This window comes from Oscillatoria nigro-viridis PCC 7112, from assembly GCF_000317475.1.
In the GTDB taxonomy this organism is placed as follows: domain Bacteria; phylum Cyanobacteriota; class Cyanobacteriia; order Cyanobacteriales; family Microcoleaceae; genus Microcoleus; species Microcoleus nigroviridis.
In genome coordinates this window covers 637841-661878 of sequence record NC_019729.1, presented here as the reverse complement: position 1 = coordinate 661878, position 24038 = coordinate 637841, and the positions used below count along the sequence as shown (strand labels likewise).

At 46.3% G+C, this 24038-nt stretch carries 23 protein-coding genes, 1 tRNA gene and 1 CRISPR repeat array; of the genes, 17 read left to right on the top strand and 7 right to left on the bottom strand.

All coding sequences use genetic code 11. The features are described from left to right. Positions 1–56 precede the first annotated feature (56 nt). Complete coding sequence (locus tag OSC7112_RS02940; RefSeq protein WP_015174495.1) at positions 57–1070, bottom strand: tetratricopeptide repeat protein; 1014 nt, start codon at positions 1068–1070, stop codon at positions 57–59. 26 nt (positions 1071–1096) lie between these two features. Next, positions 1097–2728, bottom strand: coding sequence for an ATP-binding protein (locus OSC7112_RS02935; protein WP_015174494.1), 1632 nt, complete (start codon positions 2726–2728; stop codon positions 1097–1099). 100 nt (positions 2729–2828) lie between these two features. Here OSC7112_RS02935 and OSC7112_RS02930 point away from each other — a divergent pair, with 100 nt between their 5' ends. Then, the gene (locus OSC7112_RS02930; RefSeq protein ID WP_150111478.1) at positions 2829–3164 is read left to right on the top strand and encodes a hypothetical protein; all 336 of its coding nucleotides are present in this window, start codon (positions 2829–2831) and stop codon (positions 3162–3164) included. Positions 3165–3313: 149 nt separating this feature from the next. On the opposite strand, the gene OSC7112_RS02925 is transcribed toward OSC7112_RS02930, so the two are convergent. From OSC7112_RS02925 to OSC7112_RS02910, 4 genes are all read right to left on the bottom strand, one after another. Then, positions 3314–3874 carry a Uma2 family endonuclease gene (locus tag OSC7112_RS02925; RefSeq protein ID WP_015174493.1) on the bottom strand — a complete coding sequence of 187 codons (561 nt, stop codon included), beginning with the start codon at positions 3872–3874 and terminating at the stop codon, positions 3314–3316. A gap of 212 nt (positions 3875–4086) precedes the next feature. Then, positions 4087–4803, bottom strand: a complete 717-nt coding sequence (locus tag OSC7112_RS02920) for a GUN4 domain-containing protein (RefSeq protein WP_015174492.1) — start codon at positions 4801–4803, stop codon at positions 4087–4089. 236 nt (positions 4804–5039) lie between these two features. Further along, positions 5040–5612 (bottom strand): hypothetical protein, encoded by a 573-nt coding sequence (locus OSC7112_RS02915; protein WP_015174491.1) that lies wholly within the window; start codon positions 5610–5612, stop codon positions 5040–5042. Between the two features lie 275 nt (positions 5613–5887). After that, on the bottom strand, positions 5888–6097 hold the full coding sequence (locus tag OSC7112_RS02910; protein ID WP_015174490.1) for a hypothetical protein: 210 nt from the start codon (positions 6095–6097) through the stop codon (positions 5888–5890). Between the two features lie 959 nt (positions 6098–7056). On the opposite strand from OSC7112_RS02910, the gene OSC7112_RS02905 reads away from it, so the two are divergent. From OSC7112_RS02905 to mutT, 15 genes are all read left to right on the top strand, one after another. Beyond that, complete coding sequence (locus OSC7112_RS02905) at positions 7057–9693, top strand: Sll1247 family protein (RefSeq protein WP_041622877.1); 2637 nt, start codon at positions 7057–7059, stop codon at positions 9691–9693. Positions 9694–9759: 66 nt separating this feature from the next. Then, the gene (locus OSC7112_RS02900; protein WP_015174488.1) at positions 9760–10014 is read left to right on the top strand and encodes a type II toxin-antitoxin system RelN family antitoxin; all 255 of its coding nucleotides are present in this window, start codon (positions 9760–9762) and stop codon (positions 10012–10014) included. Beyond that, a complete protein-coding gene (locus OSC7112_RS02895; protein WP_015174487.1) occupies positions 10004–10366 on the top strand; it encodes a type II toxin-antitoxin system RelE/ParE family toxin in 363 nt (120 codons plus the stop codon). Before OSC7112_RS02900 ends, OSC7112_RS02895 begins: the two co-directional genes overlap by 11 nt. A gap of 18 nt (positions 10367–10384) precedes the next feature. Next, positions 10385–11008: a Holliday junction branch migration protein RuvA gene (ruvA, locus tag OSC7112_RS02890; RefSeq protein WP_015174486.1), complete on the top strand. Its 624-nt coding sequence runs from the start codon at positions 10385–10387 to the stop codon at positions 11006–11008. Positions 11009–11536: 528 nt separating this feature from the next. Further along, positions 11537–13217: a CRISPR direct-repeat array (repeat unit 36 nt; unit sequence GTCGCAATTCACTTTTCCCCGCAAGGGGATTGAAAC). A 109-nt stretch (positions 13218–13326) separates the two neighbouring features. Beyond that, positions 13327–13695 carry a GIY-YIG nuclease family protein gene (locus tag OSC7112_RS02885; RefSeq protein WP_015174484.1) on the top strand — a complete coding sequence of 123 codons (369 nt, stop codon included), beginning with the start codon at positions 13327–13329 and terminating at the stop codon, positions 13693–13695. Between the two features lie 5 nt (positions 13696–13700). Further along, positions 13701–13910, top strand: coding sequence for a hypothetical protein (locus tag OSC7112_RS02880; RefSeq protein WP_015174483.1), 210 nt, complete (start codon positions 13701–13703; stop codon positions 13908–13910). Positions 13911–14190: 280 nt separating this feature from the next. Beyond that, positions 14191–14460, top strand: coding sequence for a 30S ribosomal protein S15 (rpsO, locus tag OSC7112_RS02875; protein ID WP_015174482.1), 270 nt, complete (start codon positions 14191–14193; stop codon positions 14458–14460). Between the two features lie 95 nt (positions 14461–14555). Next, on the top strand, positions 14556–15029 hold the full coding sequence (locus OSC7112_RS02870) for a PAM68 family protein (RefSeq protein WP_015174481.1): 474 nt from the start codon (positions 14556–14558) through the stop codon (positions 15027–15029). 353 nt (positions 15030–15382) lie between these two features. Continuing rightward, positions 15383–16444 carry a 3-deoxy-7-phosphoheptulonate synthase gene (gene aroF, locus OSC7112_RS02865; RefSeq protein ID WP_015174480.1) on the top strand — a complete coding sequence of 354 codons (1062 nt, stop codon included), beginning with the start codon at positions 15383–15385 and terminating at the stop codon, positions 16442–16444. 113 nt (positions 16445–16557) lie between these two features. Then, on the top strand, positions 16558–16746 hold the full coding sequence (locus OSC7112_RS42300) for a hypothetical protein (RefSeq protein WP_041622345.1): 189 nt from the start codon (positions 16558–16560) through the stop codon (positions 16744–16746). A gap of 499 nt (positions 16747–17245) precedes the next feature. Next, a tRNA-Leu gene (locus OSC7112_RS02850) sits at positions 17246–17327 on the top strand. A 73-nt stretch (positions 17328–17400) separates the two neighbouring features. Beyond that, positions 17401–18177, top strand: a complete 777-nt coding sequence (locus OSC7112_RS02845) for a TrmH family RNA methyltransferase (RefSeq protein ID WP_015174479.1) — start codon at positions 17401–17403, stop codon at positions 18175–18177. 524 nt (positions 18178–18701) lie between these two features. Continuing rightward, positions 18702–19661: an RNA polymerase sigma factor, RpoD/SigA family gene (locus OSC7112_RS02840; protein ID WP_015174477.1), complete on the top strand. Its 960-nt coding sequence runs from the start codon at positions 18702–18704 to the stop codon at positions 19659–19661. 221 nt (positions 19662–19882) lie between these two features. Then, positions 19883–20224 carry a DUF760 domain-containing protein gene (locus OSC7112_RS02835; RefSeq protein WP_015174476.1) on the top strand — a complete coding sequence of 114 codons (342 nt, stop codon included), beginning with the start codon at positions 19883–19885 and terminating at the stop codon, positions 20222–20224. Positions 20225–20405: 181 nt separating this feature from the next. Beyond that, on the top strand, positions 20406–20810 hold the full coding sequence (gene mutT / locus OSC7112_RS02830) for an 8-oxo-dGTP diphosphatase MutT (RefSeq protein WP_015174475.1): 405 nt from the start codon (positions 20406–20408) through the stop codon (positions 20808–20810). A 144-nt stretch (positions 20811–20954) separates the two neighbouring features. Here the strand turns inward: mutT and OSC7112_RS02825 are convergent, their stop codons facing one another. Further along, positions 20955–22193 (bottom strand): histidine kinase, encoded by a 1239-nt coding sequence (locus OSC7112_RS02825; protein WP_015174474.1) that lies wholly within the window; start codon positions 22191–22193, stop codon positions 20955–20957. A gap of 53 nt (positions 22194–22246) precedes the next feature. On the opposite strand from OSC7112_RS02825, the gene OSC7112_RS02820 reads away from it, so the two are divergent. Beyond that, complete coding sequence (locus OSC7112_RS02820) at positions 22247–23971, top strand: DUF2079 domain-containing protein (protein WP_015174473.1); 1725 nt, start codon at positions 22247–22249, stop codon at positions 23969–23971. Positions 23972–24038 lie beyond the last annotated feature (67 nt).

Below are 24038 nucleotides of genomic sequence, written 5' to 3'. Positions count from 1 at the left end.
GCGTTGCTCATCAAGCGCTTACTACAGATACGTTACACCTTTTAGATACCGATACCTCACAGGTTATGTTTACTCAGTAATTGTTCCTTCCGTTCCTGACACTCTTTTGCTAGCGGGATGCCTAATTCGGTGGCGATGGAGAGGGCGCGATCGCAATACTCAATAGCTAGAGGGATGTTGCCTAAATCCGCTTGGAAGCTCGCCCAATTGTAAAAAATTAGAGCCTCAGAGCGACGATCGCTATTTTGTTTAAAAATTTCGCTTGCTCTCAAAAACTTTTTCTCAGCTTCTAGATGATGACCAAGTTTAAATAGCGCATTTCCCCAATTAGTTAGTGCTATCCCTATGCCTACTAAATCGCCTATTTTTTCTGCAATTGTGAAATGTTGCTCAGCATAATCAATGGCTGTGTGGTATATTTCTAGGGCGAAGTATATAGTCCCTATATTGCCCAATGTTACTCCCATATTTTCTTGATTATTTGTTTCTTTAGAAATAACCCAACATTCTTCATAGCAACTAATCGCTAGCTCGTACTCTTTTATAGCAAGGTAAGAGTTCCCCATACTGCCAATAACTTTTCCAACACCTAAACTATAGCCTATCTTCAACATTCTGGATAAACTTTCCTTATAATAAGAAATAGCTTGGTCATAGTTTCCTAAGTAATGATATACCTGACCCAGACCAAAGAAGCAAACAGCCTCACTGGCTGGGTCTAAGTTTCCCAATAGTCTACTGTATAAATCAATTACTTCACGATAGTAGCCCCAAGTTATTAGCGGATTGTGTAATTCTGTATTATTAGGTATATCAAGGTTAATCTCAATGATTTTGCTAGCTCTTTCCCAGTTTTTCAGTTCGCAGAGATGGTGAAATGCTTCCAAGTATCCCCGGACTTTCTCAAGATTGGAAGCATCTGACTTCGGTTTATAATCAGTTAGCCACTGTACAACTGCTCTGTACTGAAGCCGCTGCTCGCGAGTTGGAAATTGAGCCGGGAGATTATGAGGATGGATACCTAAGCTTTCCAAAATCAACTCACCAGATGGGAGCGGGTTATTTTGCATAGTAAATTTGTCCGAGTTTTTCATTTTTATGGAAGGATTAATCGGTGAGCGATCGCCACACTGCGAATCAAATTATGTTGTCCCACCAGCCTATTATCTTCATCATCAATTCCTCCATATTCAACTAAATACCGCTCGCGCAGAGTTTGCATTGCTGCCTTTTGCTGTTCCTCACTATAACCCTCGTCCTCTAAATTAATCAGCCACCAAGTTTCTTTGACTTCGCATCTATAGATCGAAGCCATACAAAGCAAAAGATAGGCATCATAAACATCATTTTTTAACCGTTCCAATGTATTATCAATCCGTTCCTTAACTTTTCTTCGCAAGACTTTCGTGTATGATGCTAACTGCCACCTATCCCGATCGCCTTTAACTATTCCTTGGTTACGAGCTTCGTCAATAGCCTCTTTTACCTCTTCAATGTAACGACTGTTATCTTTCCAGTAAGCTCTAACTTTCCCACCATAAGAACCCTTAATTTCTCCGGCAATTGTCCGCAAAGCCAAAGGATGCCCGTCATAAACCTCCCCCATTACTCGCAGGGGAGTATATGGTAATTCAAAATCGCCATCCAGTTCAGATTTTTGAAATAACGCTATTTGCTCCGGTATCTCTAATCCTTTCAAAAGTTGGCAATGCCAGAGATTTTTGTAGCGATCGCATTCTGCTGTCTCAAACTTAGTTGGCAAATCCTGAGAAGTAAGAATAAATCGACTTTCACAGGATGGTTCTGCCAATAAGATTACAAAAAACTTACCCCACCACTCATCAGCAAAATCACCCCATCCATCATCTTCATTTCCTGTTAGTAGGTACTCAATAGAATCTATGAGGATTAAATAGCGATTTTCGCGCAAGTGTTTGACTAAGCGCCGTAACAATTGCTCTGGTTTGCGATCGTCCTTTGGGACAATTTCCCCCCACTTTTCCAGCCATTGCAGCGCGACACTGGCAAAGTCTGAAGCTTTATTCTCATCTTCAAAATTCTCCTTGTGTTCCGTCCAATCTCCTCGCAATTCCTGTACTAGCCGTTCCGCCAAAGCAGTTTTACCGATACCTGTAATGCCAACTAGAAGTAAGACGCGACAAGACCCGCGCACCTTATTGCTCAATTCATCAATTAGTGTCTCCCGACCTACCCAGTCATCGTGTTTATAGACCGAAAACTCCATGTATGAAGCCTGAGTTCGGTTCTTATCAACTATTTCTTCCCTGTTTTCTATCCCGACAGCCTTATAAAGTGCAACAAAGTTATCTTGCCGAATTGCCCGCCCGCCTTCCAACCTCTGCACGGTCGCCCGATCGAGACTGGTGCTTGGGTTTGCGCTCTTCGGTTCCTCACCACCTACCCAAATCTCATCATCATAGACTGATGGCTGCGATTCGTTAATCCCTTGAGAATTACCAGCACCTATCAACTCAGGCATTGACTTGGCAAACAGAGAAATTAACCCTGGTAGTTTGCGTTCTCTTTCATCTCGAAGCTGAAAGTCCTTATAAAGCTGTCTCAAATTCTGCTGTACTGCATCTTCGCTCCCATCACAAATATCAAGGGCAATTTTTGCCTTACTCTCACCCGCTAACACTCTCAGGAGTACCTGCTTGCGCTTGGGAGGTAGTGTATCGAAAATTTTTCTGACAGTTTTGGCATCCATATTAGGCGTTTCTCATAAAAATGAGATTTGTCTCACTACCAATATATGAGATTCCTAGCTGTCATGCTTAAAAAGTCAAGCCACAGAGGAAACTTTCATTATGACAAGTCTCAATAATCGACAATCACCGAACTTCCCCATTCAACTAGAACTACCTCTAACGCCTCAGAAAATAGATCCACTCAGCCAAATGGAAGAAGCAATTCAAAGTATGCTAGGTCTGACATGGAAAACTGTGCTGCTTCACATATCAGCACGCAGCACTAAAGAACTGATGCGACAGCACGGAAAACTGATTGCTTTCAATGATAGAGAAGCAAGAATTAAAGTTTCCTCAACACCCCTTTTGCTAATGGCAATACAAAAACTTCCCGATGTTGAATCAGCCTTCAGAAAAGCTTTTGGCAAAACAGTCAAAATCCGTCTGGAAGTTTAAGTGATATCGTTTCCGGTGACAGCGTATTATTCAATGCTTTGCCCGCGTGCGGTGCGTGACAGTCAATAGTCCCACCGCCACGAGTTAAAGTTTTCCCGTTGTCACGCACCCTACGACTGATATCTTGCACAGAGTACGATCGCCCTCAATCAATCAATCAATTCCGCTTCTTCAAAAATCTGTCTAGTCGTCAACTCCAAACCAGGCAGCAACTCATCCACAATCGGTGTATTATCCGTATAAACTTGACTCGAACCATCGGGTAAAAAACTTTTAATTAAAATAGCTTCTGGATCGATTACCCAAACTCGCGTCACACCCGCCACCAAATAATCTTTCGCCTTCTCTTCAAATTCCTTCATACTTTGATCCGGCGATATAATCTCGATCGCCAGTTCAGGAATTGCGGGACAAGCTTCATTTCGCCGCCAACTTTTCGGCAGACGTTCATAAGAAATGTAGGTCAAATCGGGAACAGGTACCCAATCTTTATCCTGACGTTTTAACAAAATTGCCCATTCTGGAAGCACTCGCCCGCGTCCTTTACACCATACACGAATCAGGCGACACAAAGCTCCCTGTAAACTGGAATGAAAAAATTTTGGAGACACTTTAGGAACTGCTTCACCATCTACAAACTCACAATATATATCTCCGTGAGGCAAAGCTAGAAATTCTGCTAAAGTGAGTTTGGTTCCGATGCCTACCATGACTCCCAGCCCTCTCGCTAATTAATTCAAATATCAATTATACAAAATTTCCCAACTTTCCTAGAAGTACGATCGCCCCTATTCTCTTCATTTCTCTACCTCTGTGCCAAGAGCGCCCTCTGCGGTTAAATCTTAAAACCCGATTTCCCCGCTCAAAACTATGGGGCGTGCCATCGGCGCCGCCCCACGTTCCCCAAAAAATCCCAAACCTTTCATTTCAACCAGGCAGGATGAGCCATCAAAGCTGCAAACGGCTGCACTCCTCGCAACTGATTCGACAGCGGCAAATGCCCTCTCGGCGCGCTCAAATCCCAGATAAACTCTTGCGGGTAGCGCGTCCAATTATTCCCCTTTTTCCAGCCAATTAGCGGCCACAACTTATCCCAATTCTTGCCCGAACTCAGCCAAATTTCCCGCTGGACTGAAAAGCCAAATTTGCCTTCGGAATGAACTTTCCACAGCGTATTAATTGTTTGCAAATCCGCCACCGGCAAGCTCTCAACTTGCGTAAAATACAGCCACTTTCTCACGGAAGCTGTATCACCAGCCAATTCACAAAGCTTGTCTAAAGTCAAGCGATCGGCTTCTTGAAATTCCTGTAACGCCAATAATTGTTGCAGCGGAGTGTAATCAATGCTAGAGTCCGATCGCAGCGGCACAACCCCAGTGGGAAAATTCGCTTGCAAAAACTCCGCCGCTCTCGGAGAATTAGCACTGTAAAGAATTTGGTAAGCCTTACCCATTACCGCAGTCGGTGCCTCTGACTTGCGCTCTAATAAAAATTCCATCAATACATCCCAACCGGAATCTGCTATTTGTTGTTGCAGCAGTTGCAGTTGAGTTTTTTCCGAACCAGACCTCAACTGAGAGCGGAGTTCGGCTGTATCGGCCGCTGAGTCTAGAGGAGAAGTAGAAATCGAGTCAGTCATGAGAAACTATCAGCTATCAGCTATCAGCTATCAGCGATTAGCTGAAGCCCTGGTTTTCCCCCATTGTACAATGGTACTGACTCGGATTCACTTCTCTGTACTCGGATGCCTGCCTTGCACGCTGCCTAGTTGAACCGATCGATCGCCCGCACACTTTTCGCCAATGGCAGCAATCGCAAATCAGTCTACCATCTGAAATTTACGATCGATGCCATGTCAAAGAGTTTTTCTTGAACCTAGTCGTCCACGATCGAAACCCATGCAGAGAAGGAAGGCGGAAAAAAGTTTATGTCATATTCCGACTCTTCCCACTCTTTGACCCACAGTGGGACGGCCCCGGGGCGAGGAGTTTCAGAAAAGGTGCGTTCTTTGACTTCGATCGAGTGAAATAGCTGTTTTAAAGTATCTCCCCGATCCAAAGCTTCGCTGAGGATGTCGTCCAAGTCAGGATCGACCCGTTTGACACGGTTTTTGTCCTCCTCCAGCCACAGAAGTTTCAAAGACTTCAGATCTCTCGGACTGAGGATGCTCTTGTAGTACACGCGCTTGAGGGTCGCTACGGGCTCCAATGAACGTTCGATCCGGCGAATTTGCTGAACTCGCAGGTAGTGCCATTCCGCTAAACGCTTGCGTTCCGAAGGCGGGAGGGTTCCCTTCCCGGCTGCGTGTTTGTAGTCGTATTTAATCAAACTGCAAGCCATATTGGCTAGCAGGTGAATCAACTGTTTTTCTTTGGGTGTCGCCTGACGCCGTTCCTGGGTTCGTGTCAATACGCGCTGTCTGCGGGTAGTTTCGAGAGTATTTTCCATTGGGTTTTTACGATATGAAATACGATTGTGCCAGATCCAAATCCCGAACATCAGAAGGTAAGGAAGTTGATAGGCGGGGAAACTCCACCGACAGACTCGCCTTACTTGTTTATTTTCCCATTCACCGTTCTTTGAAACTGACCCCCACCCCCGGGATTAGGTAGACTGATATTGGGATCGAGTTCTAACCGCCTCGATCCGAGGCGGTTGCGACAACAAATGCCACCACAACCACAACCACAACCGCACAAGAGCGAACCACACAATAGCCCCAATTATTTCCTGCCTTTACCCGTTCTTACCTCTTCTTGGTCCCCATCCTCATCCGTTCCAGTGTAGTTAAAGTCGGGACGACTCTCCCAAGCCGTCAAACTACTGGCTGATGAAGGTTGTGTGGCGATCGCTGAAGCGCTGGCGCTGCCTGCTTGGAAAAAGCCGAAGCCAGCCGAGGCAATTACCCCTAATACTAAGATGCTGTTTTTCATGTTCGATGACCCTGATTTCCGTAGATTGACACTTTTTGGCTAACCCGATCTATCATTCATGGGTTGATGCAATAACCCACTTGTCTTCTGATAAATCTGCCTGCCATAATCAATTCAGACAGGCACACCCGCTTGCGATCGGAAACGCCAGAAGTGACGTGTTACTAATGTCCACGATCATCCATCAACCCGAATTTTTTGGGTAGTGGAGCGAAAGCCATCAGGGCGTCGATCCATCAGGGAGTTATGCCATCAGGGTGCTAATCCATCGGGTAGTTAAGCCATCAGGGCGCATCTTCTACAATTAGCCACCGACTTAACTTTTATAGTTGAGTAAGTGGTTAGCCTGGTACTGACAAAGCCTTTAAGAATTAAACTTTTTGTAGATGCATCTTAAAAAGTTTGTTCTTAAGAATCCCCGAACGCGAAAGCCCGGGGCAAGTCAGCAGCGTGGAATTCCATGCAATCTAAGTCAACTAAAAAAACGCAGATTAACGATATCTCCCACTCAAGCAGTCCTCAGCAAAACGCTGGGGTTTTTTATTGGCAGCTATTGCGATCGCGTTTTTCTCCAGCATCCGGCAGGCCACTCTGAAGGCAGAAGGTTGACGGCGCTGTGGTTATGAGTTTCCCTGCCCACATCATACCACCGGGTGAAATTTAAAGTATTATTGTAAAAAAATGTGAAAAAAAACGGCGTTTTAGCCTTTGCAATCCGATCGAGTGAAAATTAATCTAATAGTGTAAAAAATCAAGTGGCGGGGTACAATTGGGCCGATCGTAGGATTTGGGGCGAACGCTTGCAAAGATACGGTAAAGATTGACCAGGAAAAAGCTGAGCTAGTAGACAATAGAGAAAGAGGAACAAAAATTTTCCATCATAGTAAGCGGGTCATAATTCCAATTGGTAACTTTTCGATCGCACAGCATAGGGGCGTAAAATCTTGATGAATTCCCAGATGACAGCAGAAGTCAACTCAACGTACCAATATCAAGTCGGAGGATATTTGCCTGCCGGTGCGCCCACCTATGTCAGGCGATCGGCTGACAGCGAACTCTACGAAGGACTCAAAGCCGGAGACTTCTGCTACGTGTTGAGTGCGCCGCAAATGGGAAAGTCCAGCCTGCTAGTGCAAACGGCCAAAAGGTTGCAAGCCCAAGGTACAGTTTTTGCCGCCATCAACTTGAGAAGCATCAGCAGCCCAGATATCTCCCCCCAAAAGTGGTATGCCGCAATCATGTACCGCATGGCAAGCAGTTTACACATCACAAACAGGTTTGATGCCATCAAGTGGTGGAACGATCGCGAACTGCTATCGCCGGTGCAGCGATTAGAGATATTTATCGAAAAAGTTTTGCTCAAGTCACTTCAGCAAAATCTGGTAATTTTCCTAGATGACATTGACAGCATCAGCAGCCTAAATTTCAGTACCAGCGATTTTTTTGCTTTGATCCGGGCTTGTTACTCCAAGCGGGCAGAGCAACCGGAATACGATCGCCTGACTTTTGCTGTTATGGGAGTAGCAGCCCCCTCAGAATCGATCCGAGATCCAAGATGCAACCCTTTTAATATTGGACGGCAGATTCATTTAAGTCGATTCCAACTGCACGAAAGTTTGCCGCTAGCAAAAGGATTGGCTCTCAAAGCTTTTCGCCCCCAAAAAGTGCTCCAAGAAATATTAGCTTGGACGGGCGGCCAACCGTTTCTCACTCAAAAAGTTTGCCAATTGGTACTTGAATACGGGCCTTTTATTGGCAGAAATTCGGAAGCTCCGCAGGTGAAAAAACTGGTCAAACACAGAATTCTTAAAAATTGGGAAGAAGAAGACGAACCCCAACATTTGACAGCAATACGCGATCGCATTTTCCATAGCCACTGCGACCTCACGCGGCTGTTAACGCTGTACCAGCAAATTTTGCAACCGCCCCAGCCAACAAAACCGGGGGAATCCCAGGGAGTACCAGCAGATTGCTCTCCCGAAAAAATCGAATTGCAACTGTCAGGACTGGTTGTTAAATCTCAAGGTAAATTAATAGTTGCCAACCTAATTTATCAGTCAGTTTTTAATCGGTTTTGGGTAGAAAAAGAGCTGGGAAAATTGGCTCCGTACCGTTCCTCGCTAGCAGCATGGCTGGCTTCAGACCGCGAAGATGACTCGCTGTTATTGACAGGGGAAAGTTTGCAGTCAGCTTTGGATTGGGCTGCGGACAAACAATTAAGCCAAGAACACTATTGGTTCTTGAATCCCGATCGAACTTTTGGCGAAAAACCGACAGTCATTGTCGCAGAAGTTGCAGACAGCAGCGCCGACACAGATGCAGACACTAGCATCCTCACCCCGCCCTCAGAGACTGTTCCAACTGGCAGCAACGAACAGAGATTGTACGATCACATCGTCTCCTGCGTGGAAACAGAATCCCCCGCACAGGTGATCGAACGGTTCCGAAAGCTATTTATCGACGGCATGGGCTATCCCGATCGAGAGATTGAAGCAACTTTGTACAGTATAGTCTCCGTCAAGCGAGCAAATTACGACTTTAAATATATCCTCCACCGCTGCTGCTACATCCCGATTAACCGCTGGCAATTGCATTCCCAAAACCACTTGGCGATCGCCAAGTTGGTAGCTTTATTTAAGCAGACTTCTCCCCGATTCGGGATGGAATTTTACATAGTCAAGCGCTTGCAAGAACAAATAAATTTATTTACTAAAAGTGAAGAATTCCAGACCCTAGAGCGCTTAGTAAAAGCCTTAGATAGAGAGGCGGAAAAGCAGCAACAAGATACAGATTCTCCTTTGGGCGAATTGATCTGTAGGTATCCTTATTTGTACGGCTATTCTCTACTGAGCAAGGGCAGTATTGAGGAAGACCAACAAACCATAAAACAACTGGCATTTCAAAGACAGCGACAATTTGAAACACATTTGTCTCAATATTTAAATTATATGGTTGAGCCGAGAAATACAGAAATAGGAATTGTGCAGCGAGCAGCTAATCCCACACTTTTAAACGATGCAGAACTGCACTTAGCGGTCAGGGAATTTGCGGGAAAAGTAGCAGGCGATCGCAGCTACAAAGAAGCGGCTCAATTTTTCCTGAGAGATTCCCGAAAAACTCCATCTTACGGCTCATTTAAAGTGAACTTGTATGAATATTTAATATCGTCGGTAGAACCAGAATACGGGGGGCGTCAATTTAATGACCGTTTGTACAAACAAATCAAAAATACATTGCGAGAAAATGACTCGTTAAAATTCAATAATCCATTGTTAGTTCGGACTTGCCACCAGTTGTTCAACTTCTTAGTAGTGGAAAATTCCCAACATCCCAGCCACTACGTTTTTTACGATTTGGTGTACAACCTCGGCGCTAGTAGGACAATGGGTTTACTGCTGAAACTTGTACTGCTTTCGGGCAAAGTCAAACCAGAGTTGGAAAAGCGATTTTCTATTTTGTTCAATCACTATGAAGGTAAAGCTTCTAATGAAATTATGTGGTTTGTCAAATCCTTGGAAAATTTCAATGTGGCTTTGGTTGTTAATTTTGGTAAGACGGATTTGTCTTTGGTTAAACAGCAGCTTATCTTGGCTTGAGAATAACAAAATCGCTCGGACAGGGTTATATAATAGTATTAATTGAAAAAAAATCAGGAGAAACAAATGAAAGCCTTTGAAGTCACAGGAACGATCGACGAAAAAGGTCAATTAATTCTCGATCGACCTTTAACACTAGACACTCCGGGCCCCGTGCGAATTATCGTCCTTCTTCCCGAACCTACAGATGAAGGTGAAGACGACCCCGACGATACTCCAGTTGCAGAAATAAAAGCCAGTCTCAAAAGAGCGTTGCAGGAAGCTAAAACTGGGCAGCGAATACCTCTTTCTCAAATGTGGGAGGGCATCGATGTTGAATGAATCCGAGCTCGTTCAGATCGATTTAACGCCTCAGTATAAGCGAAATTTGCGTGAATTATCCAAACGATTTCGCCAAATCCGGCTAGATACTGGGCTAGTAATTGAGCAACTACAGGCTGGCAATTTTATTGGCGATCGCATTCCCGGAATGGGCGAAGATTATATCATCTTAAAAGTCCGGGTGAAAAACAGCAACATCCAAAAAGGAAAAAGTGCAGGATATCGCATGATTTATCAAGTCGAATCGCCCGTCAGCGTACTTTTGTTAACCATTTACTCAAAATCAGATCGAACAGATATCAGCCTCAACGAAATCCGCAGCATCATCGCCGAGTTTGACGAAAACGAATAGCGGTGTATTATAAACTCTATGATTAGCTATCTCAAAGGCACAGTCGCCGATATCGCCAAAGGCAGCAACCGCGTTATATTGACTCTGGAAGTCAATCAAATTGGCTATGAAATCCAAATTTTGCCCCGCGTGACCGGTCAATTGCCAGCATCCGGCGAAGTCGCCCAAATTTTTACCCACCAGCAAGTTAAGGAAGACCAAATCGTCTTGTACGGTTTTGGTAGCGCGGCAGAACGCGATTTGTTTCGGCAGTTGACGAGTGTTAGCGGTGTGGGAGCTCAACTGGCGATCGCACTTCTGGATACTTTAGGATTGCAAGATTTAGTCCAGGCGATCGTCGGCGGTAACACCCGCATCCTCGCCAAAACTCCGGGCGTGGGTACAAAAACCGCAGAACGTCTCGCCCTCGAACTCAAAAGCAAACTCTCGGAATGGCGACAGCAAGCAGGTTTGACAACTTCAGTCGCCGCCGGAGTCCCCCCAGCTATTCAAGAAGAAGTCGAGATGATCCTGCTGGCGATGGGATACACTGCGGCTGAAGTCTTGCAAGCGCTGCAAACCCTCAGTCAAGATAGCACTTTGTCCGCCAAAGGTAATGCTGATGATTGGATACGTGAGGCGATCGCCTATTTGAGCCGATAGCAACTCTGGACATGGCGATGTCGTTTCCTTACTCCCAAATAATCATATTAATTGTAGGGAATCCGTTTTTATGTTTTGTCAACGCGGGCGATCGGGCAGGTGGAAACTTGGGGTTCTGGCCCGCCGGTGACTCAAGCGCCAACTTCGATCGTTGTTTAAAGTATTTTTTTTAACACTTGACAGCTAGGGAAATTTAGGTTAATATGCCTCTATTGCTAGATTATAGTTGTAAATCCCGACAAGCCAATACAAACTTGTCGTGTTAATTACTACGTAAATCAACAGCACCAGTACCTAGAAAATTAAATAGCTCAGAGTAGTGTTTTAGCTGTTCAATCATTTAGCTATGCGACCGCCTCGCTAAATGGCTGAAACACCGATTATCTCGTATAGGCGGTCGTTCCCTTGTCCCGTAAGGGTTTTAGCGATTTTTGAGAGCTGATTTTCGGCTCTAAGTGAGATCAGCATCAGAGGCGGTCGCAAACGCCTTCTGAACCCTTTACTGGGTAAGGTTTTCAAAACTTGGTGGTCGCAATTCACTTTTCCCCGCAAGGGGATTGAAACTTTTTTAGGGGAGACAGTGCTCGTTTCATCACCATTGTCGCAATTCACTTTTCCCCGCAAGGGGATTGAAACGTAAATCATGAAACTCTTCAAGTTTGCCTTGGAAAAATGATTGTCGCAATTCACTTTTCCCCGCAAGGGGATTGAAACTTTTGAGTTACTTCTAGTATACAATCCACTTCAAACGTCGTCGCAATTCACTTTTCCCCGCAAGGGGATTGAAACTTTGGATCGTGTGTTTTTGGGAAAACAGCAGTAGCTTTTTTGGGTCGCAATTCACTTTTCCCCGCAAGGGGATTGAAACAAAAATACAGATGTAGCCAGAACAGTTTTTTAATAAAGTCGCAATTCACTTTTCCCCGCAAGGGGATTGAAACTTTGGCCGATTAAAAAAGTTTATAGGTTCAAGGCTTGAGTCGCAATTCACTTTTCCCCGCAAGGGGATTGAAACATAATATGAAACTAAGACCAAACCAAATAAATGATTTATGTCGCAATTCACTTTTCCCCGCAAGGGGATTGAAACTTAAAAAGATAGCCCAAGGGATAGAGATAAAACCTCCAGTCGCAATTCACTTTTCCCCGCAAGGGGATTGAAACTTGGTTTGTTGTAACTTTGCTCAATCTGTTTTGATATTTTTCAAGTCGCAATTCACTTTTCCCCGCAAGGGGATTGAAACCAGAGTGTTGTGTAGAGCTATCATCAAACGACCCGGATGTCGCAATTCACTTTTCCCCGCAAGGGGATTGAAACGTTATCTTAAAAACAATAGCTGTAGCAACTCCATCGAGTCGCAATTCACTTTTCCCCGCAAGGGGATTGAAACAAAAAACGCTGAGACCGGTACTGTGACTAGTGATCCGAAGTCGCAATTCACTTTTCCCCGCAAGGGGATTGAAACTTCTTCTCCAAGGAATTGTTTTGACTTGGCCAAACAATCCTGTCGCAATTCACTTTTCCCCGCAAGGGGATTGAAACTAAAACAAAATCTTTAATGTCTTTAGCAGACGCTAACAGTCGCAATTCACTTTTCCCCGCAAGGGGATTGAAACCTGGTAATTGATGATCGACAAAGATTTGATCCATCTTTTGTCGCAATTCACTTTTCCCCGCAAGGGGATTGAAACTCCTTGCAAAACGAACGTTGTCATTCTGCATTTGTGTGTCGCAATTCACTTTTCCCCGCAAGGGGATTGAAACGAGATGTAGCATCAATTGGGAATGATGCTATAGAGTTTAGTCGCAATTCACTTTTCCCCGCAAGGGGATTGAAACGCCCAATCAGGGAGCTTGTATTCGTTTGGTTGGTAAATATGGTCGCAATTCACTTTTCCCCGCAAGGGGATTGAAACAAAAGACATGCTACACATTTTGCTTAGTTCAAAGGCAGTCGCAATTCACTTTTCCCCGCAAGGGGATTGAAACCCATTGGGATTCTTTTTCTGCACGTACTGCGTTAATTGTCGCAATTCACTTTTCCCCGCAAGGGGATTAAAACTTTGTAGGTTACAAAGAATACGAATTTGAAAAGGCGTCGCAATTAACTTTTCCCCGCAAGGGGATTGAAACTGGCAAGCTGTAATCTCGGTACAGAATTGTTGCCAATGTGTCGCAATTCACTTTTCCCCGCAAGGGGATTGAAACTTAAAACCTGCAAAAGACTTCGCCTACGATGAAAAGAAAATGCTTTCGCGTAGCGTGCCGGAGGCCGATCGCCCTGTAGGATAGAAAAACTGCCAATTTTTCCACTGCTATGCCTGAATCCATCCAGCAAGAAGCTCAAGCCATTGTGGATAGCCTTGCATTCATTCCCTTTCAGGATTGCATAGCCCTTTCTAAAGAATTTCGCGAACTTCCGATGAGCGCTGGGATCTACGCAGTCAAGCATCGCACCCTTGGAATCCTTTACATTGGCAAAACCAGAACCTTGCGCGATCGCTTTCGTAGCGGTCACAAAGCTTTACTTTGGGCATTTATTGAAGAATTGAAAGTCACAGACATCCGAATCGCCTTTTACCAATTAGATTTCATTCAGTGGATACAGCTATCATCAGAGTTAGAAAGCCTAATCATCCAAGCTATTAACCCACCCTATAACGTGAGAATTCCAGCGAGGGACTAATTTCTATGCAAACCCAGCCTGCTATCACCGGACATCTCTCCCCTGAATTAGCGCAAATCTTTCTGGAAGGATTACCCGCACATATTCGTACCGGACTCTCCATGCGAGCCAAAACAATGAACTATCCCGTCTGGGCAATAATTGAAATGGCAATCTCCGGCTATCTGGATGAAGAGGCTCTATCCTTTGTCGATTGCAAGCCCAAGCTCGACTAGCGATCGTGCAGTCCGCGTGTGGGAGACTATCCCGTAGGGAATCGCCCGCGCCGCAGGAGAATGCGATCGCTATTACTACACAATATTTACACTTGCCATCCGAATCCTAGCGTCACGGGTAATCAGGGGCGTCGCAATTCACTTTTCCCCGCAAGGGGATTAAAACTTGCCCTGCGAACTCTTGCAGCAAAAATTTCATCCTACACGCTGCACCCTTGTCCATTCCCTGTGGTACAATTGCAGATTGTGACAATCGTACAAAAAAAACTAAAATCAATTCATGGCTCTTACACAACAGCGCAAACAAGAAATCATGGGCGACTTCCAAACCCATGAAACCGATACAGGTTCAGCAGATGTCCAAGTCGCCATGCTGACCGATCGCATCACCAAACTCAGCGCCCACCTGAAAATCAACCAAAAAGACTTCGCCTCCCGGCGCGGTTTGATGATGATGATCAGCCGCCGCAAGCGCCTGCTGGCATACATCCAAAAGCAAAATGCCGATCGCTACAAAGCATTGATTGCCCGCCTAGGCATTCGCGGCTAAACACCAAAGCCAAAATTTGCGACAATATTCTTTAATCTTGGACAAACACCAAGACTTATTGAAAAATGTTCGAGATTTCAGGTCAGAGATAAAATATGTCCTCCGAACCACCCCGCAAGCGCTTGCCCTTTGAACCGGCAACAAATCGTAAAAAAACGCCTAAAAAGCCCCCAGAACCCCAAGCAAGCGTAGCCTTAGAGTCGGATTCTGCCGACAAGCAGCCGAAAGCTAACAAAACCGGAAAACAGGCGCAATCCATCCCAGAAGTAGTCAGCCAACGCATGATATCCCGCATAGCGGTATTCTGCGGCATACCGACCATCCTGGGAATTTCCACATTTTTTGTCAGCTATTTGATAGTCAGCAAAGGCTTGTTCGATTTGCCCAACACAGCAGTATTGCTGGTAAGCATGGGCTGTTTTGGTCTAGGGGTTCTGGGATTGAGTTACGGAGTCCTCTCGGCTTCCTGGGATGAAGAAGTTTCAGGAAGCACTCTGGGGTGGGAAGAATTTAATACCAATTTTGGACGGATGCGAGAAGCGTGGCGCGCCGCGAAGCCAAAAAGTTAATCATTAGTCATTAGTTATTAGTCATTAGTGACAACTTAACATTAAACCGATAGTCCGATAGTCCGACAGGGAATGAATTCCCTGTCTCAAAGCGAAAGTCCTCTTGCATAGGACTAATGAATTTAAAAAGTTTTCTTCTCAGTCCTCATAGCGAGGACTTTAGCTTTGAGACAGGGGTTTTAACCCCTGGCGGACTTGGCGGGTAAGCGAGAGAACTTGGCGGACTAAAAGCTTAAGTTGACACTAATGGCTACTGCCGTGTCCTGATATCATTCGATCGCCCTTACATCTATTTTTCTCAGTTCATCCGTGTCATAATCCGTGTCTAGCCCAACAGAAAAGGCAAAAAAAATATGATTATTGTAATGAAAGCCGGCACTCCAGAAGCCGAGATCGATCGCCTAGACGAAGAACTCCGCACTAGCTGGGGTTTGATACCAGAAAAAATCGTCGGGCGTTACAAAACCGTCATGGGTTTGGTGGGCGACACCGTTGAACTCGAACCGATGCAACTGCGCGAAATGAGCACCTGGATTGAAGAAGTGCTGCGCGTGGAAAAACCCTACAAACGCGCTTCTCTGGAGTACCGCCAAGGAGAAGCCAGCGAAGTAGCGGTTGCTACTCCTTTAGGAACTGTGACGATCGGCTTGCATCACCCGATCGCGATCGTAGCAGGCCCTTGCTCGGTCGAAAACGAAGAAATGATTGTCGAAACGGCAATGCGCGTCAAAGCTGCTGGAGCTCATTTTCTCCGTGGTGGCGCGTACAAACCGAGAACTTCCCCCTACGCTTTCCAAGGCCACGGCGAGAGTGCTTTGGGATTGCTAGCTGCGGCGCGGGAAGCTAGCGGTTTGGGAATTATCACCGAAGTTATGGATGCGGCCGACTTAAGTGCGATCGTGGAAGTAGCCGACGTGATCCAAGTCGGGGCGAGAAATATGCAGAATTTCTCACTGTTGAAGAAAGTCGGAGCTCAAGACAAACCTGTTTTGCTGAAGCGCGGCATCTCCGCCACCATTGAAGAATGGTTGATGGCTGCTGAGTATATCATGGCTTCTGGCAATCCGAACGTGATTTTGTGCGAGCGCGGAATTCGCGGGTATGACAGGCAATATACGCGCAATACGCTTGATTTGTCGGCGGTGCCAGTATTGCGGACTCTGACTCACTTACCGGTGATGGTTGACCCGAGTCACGGCACCGGTTGGGCGCAGTTTGTACCGTCAATGGCGTTTGCTTCGATCGCCTCCGGTACAGATTCGCTGATGATTGAAGTGCACCCGAATCCGAAAAAAGCTTTGTCTGACGGGCCGCAATCTTTAACACCGGATCAGTTTGACCAGTTGATGGAAGAATTGGCGGTGATTGGTAAAGTCATGAAACGCTGGCCGCAACCAGTGCCAGTTTTGGCATAGAAACACCAGTAATAAGTAGGTCATCGCCAAAAAAACCGTAGTATTCACAAGGTACTATGGTTTTTTTTCGTTTACCCGTTACTCATTGAATTAGCGATCGCTTTGATTTAAGATTGTTTCAATTTGAGTTTGTACTTGTTCGAGTTCCCGACGTTTGTCAGCCAGCCAAACCTTTTCGGCCTCGCATTCTGCTTGATTTTGGCGATCGCCTAGCCTATTTAGAAACTCTGTTCGGTTCCCGATTAGAATACCTCTACAGCAGTCCTTTGCAAATTGAAGCAGTTCCGATGCTGATTTGTTAATCGGTGCGGTTTTGGTTCCGGGGAAAAAAGGGCGTTGCTGAATACAGGTAGGAATTCAGATTTCCCAATTGCTATGGGCACTCGTAGGGTGAGTTTTGTAACATCAAGCGAAAAGTTGATTCATACCCTGAATCAGCAACGCCATAAATCCGAGTTTGGCGAAGGGATTGAACGTGCAGAATCACCGATTGGTGCATCCGGCCGTGCGCGAGGTTTTCCCCGATTTTGCCGATTAGATTCCCATTTTTTAAGCAAATCTCGTAGGGTGCGTCAGATCGAAGCTTGTGGATTATTAATAACCGGACGCGATCTGACGCACCCTACTCAACTACACAGCGTTTTGCGATGTTTGGCTAACAGTAAATCCTCGAAACTAAAGCATTTCTCAACCCGAACAGTAATTTGTGCAAAATATTACTCGCAGCCCACAAAAAAATAAATTCCCCAAAACACTTGACAGATTCGCGGAGGTATGCGACAGTAGTAAATCGTGACCGATGCGGAACTGGCGGAATTGGTAGACGCGCATGATTCAGGTTCATGTGGTGCAAGCCTTCCGGGTTCAAGTCCCGGGTTCCGCATTCCAAAGGCAGAAGGAAGTTTGGGGTTAACCCGATACAGGCAATAACCCCATTCGCTCTGCTGAATTAAACAATGCTGACAAGTATTCAAAACCCCCTAGTTAAAGAAATCCGCAAGCTGCACAGCTCGAAGGGACGCAGGGAACAACAATTATTTTTACTCGAAGGGACGCACTTGCTGGAGGAAGCTTGCGCTGCCAAATACCCGCTAGCAACGGTTTGCTGCACTCCCGAATGGCTGGAGGAGCACGGGGAACTGTGGGAGCAAGTTGCTAATTTAGCCGATCGCACAGAATTAGTAAGTGCAAAAGTGTTAGAGTCGATCGCCACTACAGTCCAACCCGACGGCATTGTCGCCACTGCACCGCGCACTGCAACAGAGCCCGCAAAATTCTCAACTTTAGGAATAGCCCTAGAAACAATCCAAGATCCCGGCAACTTGGGGGCGATCGTCCGCACGGCTGCGGCTGCTAATGCCGACGGTTTGCTGCTGAGCGCTGAGTGCGCCGATTTAGACCATCCCAAAGTGCTGCGCGCCTCAGCAGGAGCTTGGTTTAAGCTGCCAATGGCAGTCAGTCCAGATTTAACCGCCGAAGTCTCCGGGTATAAAAATCGAGGAATGCAAATTTTAGCAACCGTCGCCGGGGCCAGTTTAAGTTATTGGGAAGTAGATTTGCGAGTGCCGACTCTGATAGTTTTGGGGAACGAAGGTTCTGGGTTGTCGGAAGAATTGAGGAGTTTGGCCGATCGACAAATCCAAATTCCCCTGAGTCGCGGCGTAGAATCTTTAAATGTGTCGATCGCCGGAGCCCTCATCTTGTACGAAGCTCAACGCCAAAGAAGTCATTAGTCATTATCTGTTGGGGCGGGTTCATCAATATCTGTAACTTCATATTCAGGGTATTGAAAAGCTGTTCGGCATTTAAATTGTATTTTTGTATTTTTTACTTGCACTGTGCCAAAAGGATCAAATCCGCTCCCATCTCCCCCTCTCCCCCTCTACCAATCTCCCCCTCTACCAATCTCCCCCTCTGAGATTTGGCCGATTTTGTTTAACATGATGCAACTGTAAAGCCAGGAAAGCGGTTACTCTCGTAGCAAAAGTCCAGGCTGGCATGAAATAAATATGAAGAAGTGTAGCCAAATGCTCTCACAAATGTTAAGATTCTTAACATAACGTAGTATTGTGCACGCCCCAACCAAAACCTAACCTGAGACGGTGCTGACTGGGAGTAGTAGCTAGCTACCATAAAATTAAGCCTCTTTAAATGGAAGGAAAGCGCAAGTCCCCGCCCGCTTTCCTTCCCAGCTAAAGCTAGGGGTTTGCCACTACCGCAAACCTTTAGAGGCACAGATCCTCAGCGGGAAAAGCTCATGAAAACTCTTAAGTCCTCAGATACAGATTCTGTTCGCGCTTACTTGCGGGAAATCGGCCGCGTTCCCTTGTTGACCCATGAGCAAGAAATACTCTACGGGAAACAGGTACAGCGCTCAACCGCACTGCATCAGGAGAAAAATATTTTAGCCGAAGAGTTAGGCCGCGACCCGACGGCGGCTGAATGGGCACAGGCAGTTGGGCTGTCTGAGGCACAGTTGCAGCGGACGATCGAGCAGGGGGAAAGGGCAAAACGCCAAATGGTGGAAGCGAATCTCCGCCTGGTAGTCTCTGTTGCCAAAAAATATATCAAGCGCAACGTAGATTTACTGGATCTAATTCAGGAAGGCACGATCGGGATGCAGCGGGGAGTAGAAAAATTTGACCCGACTAAGGGCTACAGATTTTCTACTTATGCTTATTGGTGGATTCGTCAGGCAATTACCCGGGCGATCGCCGAAAAAGGCCGCACCATCCGCTTGCCGATCCACATCACCGAAAAGCTCAACAAAATTAAAAAGGCTCAGCGCCAACTTGCTCAACAGCTCGGTCGCGCGGCCACGGCTGCTGAATTGGCATCAGAGCTAGAATTGACTCCCAAACAGATTCGCGAATATCTCGATCGGGCGCGCCTGCCACTTTCCCTGGACTTGCGCGTGGGAGACAATCAAGATACAGAGTTGGGCGATTTGTTGGAAGATACGGGTACTACCCCGGAAGATTTTGCCCTGCAATCTTCCCTGCGGACTGACTTAGACCAGCTAATGGCGGAACTGACTCAGCAACAGCGAGAAGTGCTCGCCTTGCGGTTCGGTTTAGAAGACGGGCAAACCCTAACTTTGGCCAAAATAGGCGATCGTCTCAACATCAGTCGGGAACGAGTGCGGCAAATAGAACGGGAAGCTTTGACCAAACTCCGCAAGCGCAAGCAAGATATCAACGATTATCTAGCCAGCTAGGTAGATTGGGGATTGGCGATCGGGTCCCCCCCACTTGCAATCCCCAATCTAAAATCGTAAAAACCGCCGCTTTTAATTCGGTTGTGCCCACTTGGTTGCTATGACTGTCCTGCTACATTAGTAATGACTTAGTAATAAAGATCGGCAGCGATCTGATAAGGGTTATTTAATTTAACCGCCCGCGTCTAACATAACAAGCTGTCTCTGAAACGGAGGTACTCGTGAGCAACTCATCTAATAAATCCCCAGAATTCTTTGAAGAAGACGGAGAAAATACCAACTTATTATGGCAATACGTGCAGTCAATGGCTCCCGACACAGTTTCTCAGTTGTCTAAGCCGACTTCTCACGAAGTGTTTCAAGTAATGGAGCGAAATATTGTTGGACTTTTGGGGAATTTGCCTTCGGAACACTTCGGGGTGACAGTGACTACCAGTCGCGAACATTTGGGTAGATTGCTCGCCTCGGCTATGATTAGCGGTTATTTCCTGAAAAATGCCGAACAGCGAATGACTTTTGAAAAGTCCATACAAGCCAGTGAGAGACATGGCTCGGACGATTAGTAGATTCTTAACATTTAAGTGAGCCAAGTGTCAAGCCCCCCCTCGCAAGATGGGGGCTTAATATTTTAGATTTTAGATTTTAGATTTTAGATTTTAGATTTTAGGTTTTAGATTAAATAATTGAATAATTATTGATATTATTCTTAAATTCCCAATTCCCAATTCCCAATTCCTAATTAATATGTCTGTTTCTCCTGTTGCCCACAAAGTTATCGGCGTTGCTGCAATCTGGAACGATCGCCAACAAATTTTGATTGACAAGCGCCGACAACATGGACTGCACGGGGGTTTCTGGGAGTTTCCGGGCGGAAAAATAGAGCCTGGGGAAACGATCGAAGCTTGCATAAAACGGGAAATTATGGAGGAGTTGGGGATTGTTGTAGAAGTTGGCGATCGCTTGATTACAATTGACCACGACTACACTAAATTTACAGTTAGACTATACGTGCACCACTGCCGCCACGTCAGCGGGGAACCGCAAACGATCGAATGCGATGAAATTCGCTGGGTGACACTCGATGAAATTGACCAATTTACTTTTCCCAAGGCAAACGCACAGATTATTGATGCACTGCGGAAAAGTTGAGCTGTATACCAGAAGTCAGAAGCAAGAAGCAATCTTCCGCAAGGGTTTTAGGAATTAAGAACGTCCTAACCGTCGGGCGCGTTTGCTGTATTATCACATTCGGTTGCTACTGACAACGGTTAACTGACAACTGACAGCTAACTTTTATTTTTGGACGGGAAGAGTAAAGTGAAAACAACTGCCTCTATCGGGTACAGAGTCTACCCAAATTTGACCGTAGTGGGCGCGGATGATGCCTTGGCACAGAGACAGTCCAATGCCGTAACCGTCTGTTGATTTATCTCGCTGCAAGCGAAAGCTGTCTTCAAAAATGCTCGCGCAATCTTCTTCAGGAATTCCCGGGCCGCTGTTGCAAATGCTGACTTGAACTTTGTAAGCGGTGCGGTGGAGAATTGAAAGATTAACTGTTCCTCGGTCTGGGGTGTACTTGCTGGCGTTGTCAAGCAGGTTGACTATGACTTGTTTGATGCGATCGGGATCGGCATAAACCAAGGGCAAATCTGCGGGAATGTCTGTTTCTAAGTTCAGACTTTTCGCCTGAAATTTGTCTTGAAACTGCAAGATGACATCTTGACAAATCGCCCCTAGTTCGATTCTTTTTGGTTCAATGTGGAGTTGAGCATTTGTACCCCGGGCTGCTTGCAGGATATCTGTAATCATACGATCGACAATTCGGATTTGGCGGCGGGCTTGTTTCATCAAATGAGCCGCCAGACTCGCTGTCAAACGCGACTTTTCTCCCTCTTTCACCTTCTGACTTGACTCCAAAGTCTCCAAAGCCAAAGATGCGGCCGTCAAGGGATTACGCAAGTCGTGAGCTAGCATCGCAATAATCCGGTCTTTCAACTGCAACTGCTCTTGCAGGTGTTCTTTTTCCTGTTTGAGGCGAAAAACTTCATCAGAAAGCTGCACGAGTTCGGCGGCGCAAGCAACGGAATAGATGGGTTTTGATTCAGTCAGGGTTTCCGCAAGAGCTGCAGCCGACTGCTGCTGAGCTGCGTATTCTTCTACAGAACGCTTCCACCGGGGCCACCAGTGTTCGAGTTGGGCGATTAAATTGCTGCCGGCGAGGGTTTGTCGGGGCTCGGGATGAATTTTGAGCAGCGAGGGAGTGGCTACAAGTTTAAAGTGTTCGGCTAAATCGGGCTGTTCTCCTACGTCGATGATTTGAAGCTCAAAGTCGTAGTCTGCCTTCAAATCCTTTAGGGACTTGCGGATGTGTCTGGTCTGTTCCCGGGAAGAGGGACGCTTGTCTACAAACAGCAAAAGCTGTAAAAGCGGTGCGGAATTGGCCGGCTGTTCGGGAGAACAGTCAGTGGCGCTGGTGCCGAGTGCGGGATGGACGCTGTTGAGCTTTTCGATCGGGTGAAAATAATTGAGCATTGCCGAGCCGAGTTATTTCACTTCTACTTTAATTTAATACTTACTTTAGATTTATGCTATTGTCCGATAATTTCATTACAAGCGGGCAGATGATATTTTTGAGATGGAAGAAAAATGAGTCGCTGCGGGTGGTGGTTCAAGTGGCGGCCGCCTTTTTTGTGCTGTGCCTGTTGCTGACCCTGCACCGCTACTACAGCTTTTACGCTACTTACGACCAAGGAATTTTCAATCAACTTTTTTGGAACGGCACTCGGGGTCACTTGTTTGAGAGTTCCCTCTCTTCGGCTTTGTCCACTAATGTGGTTCACCAAAATCAGCTCCCGTCCGTATCTTACTACCGATTGGGGCAGCATTTCACCCCGGCGCTAATGCTGTGGCTGCCAATTTACTCGCTGTTTCCCTCGCCCGTCACTTTGACGGTGTTGCAGGTGACTTTAATTACGGCGGCTGGAGGAGTGCTCTATGCTCTCGCCAGACACTATCTGGAACCGAGGCTGTCGGCGACAATTGTTGTGAGCTATTACTGCGCTAACGCGGTCATCGGCCCGACTTTGGGCAATTTTCACGATGTTTGTCAAATCCCGCTGTATGTCTTTGGCTTGCTGCTGGCTATGGAGAAGCGCTGCTGGCCCTTGTTTGGGATTCTGGCAACTTTAATTTTGGCCGTGCGAGAAGATGCGGGAGTTGTTTTATTTGGCGTCGGAGTTTACCTGATTTTGAGCCGGCGCTACCCTCGGACTGGTTTGGCTGTCTGCATACTCAGTTTTGGTTACACGATCGTCCTGACCAATCTGATTATGCCTTTGTTTTCTGCTGATATATCCCAGCGGTTTATGATAGAGCGCTTCGGCCAATATGCCGATGGAGATGAAGCTTCTACTCTAGAAATTATTTGGGGAATGGTGAGCAATCCGGGGCGGTTGGTGGCTCAGTTATTTACGCCGTTTTTTGGTAAGATTAGATACCTGCTTGGCCAGTGGTTGCCATTAGCTTTGGTGCCAGCTTTCGCCCCTGCGTCTTGGATGATAGCTGGATTTCCGCTGCTGAAGCTATTTTTAGCGAAAGGAGAGTCTGTGCTGGCGATTAATATTCGCTATGCGATGACTGTGGTTCCAGGGCTTTTTTATGGGGCGATTCTGTGGTGGGCTGACCGTCAAAAGGAAGAAGATAGAATGGTGAGAGAGGAAAGAATGTTTTTGCGTTTTCCTTCTGCTTTATTTCCTCTGCCTTCATCTTCAAAATTTCGCCGATTTTGGGCGTTTTGCATCTGTTTGTCGCTATTTTTTACCTTCACTTCTAACCCCAATCGGACTTTTTCTTTGATTTTGCCCGATGCGATCGATCCTTGGGTGCAGGTTCCTCTCGTCAGACAATGGCAGCACGTTTTGCAAGTGCGGCCGCTATTGGCTCAAATTCCTGCTGATGCTAGCGTGGCAGCGACGAATACTATTGTGCCGATTTTGTCAAGCAGGCGGGAAATTCTCAGGTTTCCGATGTTTGAACTCCGCAATGATGCGGGGAAGGCAGTGAAAATGCAATATGTAATTGCCGATATCTGGCAGTTACAGCAGTATCAGGCTGCGTTTCGCGCGGAACGGGGACAGTTGCGGGAAATCGTACCGGCGATCGATCGAATGTCCAAATCGGGAGATTACGGAATTATTGGCTTTGAAGACGGCGCGATTTTGATGCGTCAGGGTGCTGTTTCTAATTCCGCATCGGTTGCTGCTTGGACCAGTTTTCGCCGCGAATTGGAGCCGATTTTGAAGAAACGGTAAGCGGGTAGCTACGATCGCCATTGCTTCCCTCACTGGCTCAAATCTTGAGGAAACCTGTTTTTTTCAG

Coding starts and splice junctions, on each gene's coding strand:
- OSC7112_RS02885 (WP_015174484.1), top strand. CDS start 13,327: ATGCCTGAATCCATCCAGCAAGAAGCTCAAGCCATTGTGGATAGCCTT.
- OSC7112_RS02925 (WP_015174493.1), bottom strand. CDS start 3,874: ATGGTAGGCATCGGAACCAAACTCACTTTAGCAGAATTTCTAGCTTTG.
- OSC7112_RS02845 (WP_015174479.1), top strand. CDS start 17,401: ATGCTGACAAGTATTCAAAACCCCCTAGTTAAAGAAATCCGCAAGCTG.
- OSC7112_RS02940 (WP_015174495.1), bottom strand. CDS start 1,070: ATGCAAAATAACCCGCTCCCATCTGGTGAGTTGATTTTGGAAAGCTTA.
- OSC7112_RS02895 (WP_015174487.1), top strand. CDS start 10,004: ATGTTGAATGAATCCGAGCTCGTTCAGATCGATTTAACGCCTCAGTAT.
- OSC7112_RS02930 (WP_150111478.1), top strand. CDS start 2,829: ATGACAAGTCTCAATAATCGACAATCACCGAACTTCCCCATTCAACTA.
- OSC7112_RS02840 (WP_015174477.1), top strand. CDS start 18,702: ATGAAAACTCTTAAGTCCTCAGATACAGATTCTGTTCGCGCTTACTTG.
- OSC7112_RS02920 (WP_015174492.1), bottom strand. CDS start 4,803: ATGACTGACTCGATTTCTACTTCTCCTCTAGACTCAGCGGCCGATACA.
- OSC7112_RS02900 (WP_015174488.1), top strand. CDS start 9,760: ATGAAAGCCTTTGAAGTCACAGGAACGATCGACGAAAAAGGTCAATTA.
- rpsO (WP_015174482.1), top strand. CDS start 14,191: ATGGCTCTTACACAACAGCGCAAACAAGAAATCATGGGCGACTTCCAA.
- OSC7112_RS02910 (WP_015174490.1), bottom strand. CDS start 6,097: ATGAAAAACAGCATCTTAGTATTAGGGGTAATTGCCTCGGCTGGCTTC.
- OSC7112_RS02880 (WP_015174483.1), top strand. CDS start 13,701: ATGCAAACCCAGCCTGCTATCACCGGACATCTCTCCCCTGAATTAGCG.
- mutT (WP_015174475.1), top strand. CDS start 20,406: ATGTCTGTTTCTCCTGTTGCCCACAAAGTTATCGGCGTTGCTGCAATC.
- ruvA (WP_015174486.1), top strand. CDS start 10,385: ATGATTAGCTATCTCAAAGGCACAGTCGCCGATATCGCCAAAGGCAGC.
- OSC7112_RS02905 (WP_041622877.1), top strand. CDS start 7,057: ATGACAGCAGAAGTCAACTCAACGTACCAATATCAAGTCGGAGGATAT.
- OSC7112_RS02820 (WP_015174473.1), top strand. CDS start 22,247: ATGCTATTGTCCGATAATTTCATTACAAGCGGGCAGATGATATTTTTG.
- OSC7112_RS02935 (WP_015174494.1), bottom strand. CDS start 2,728: ATGGATGCCAAAACTGTCAGAAAAATTTTCGATACACTACCTCCCAAG.
- OSC7112_RS02915 (WP_015174491.1), bottom strand. CDS start 5,612: ATGGAAAATACTCTCGAAACTACCCGCAGACAGCGCGTATTGACACGA.
- aroF (WP_015174480.1), top strand. CDS start 15,383: ATGATTATTGTAATGAAAGCCGGCACTCCAGAAGCCGAGATCGATCGC.
- OSC7112_RS02825 (WP_015174474.1), bottom strand. CDS start 22,193: ATGCTCAATTATTTTCACCCGATCGAAAAGCTCAACAGCGTCCATCCC.
- OSC7112_RS02870 (WP_015174481.1), top strand. CDS start 14,556: ATGTCCTCCGAACCACCCCGCAAGCGCTTGCCCTTTGAACCGGCAACA.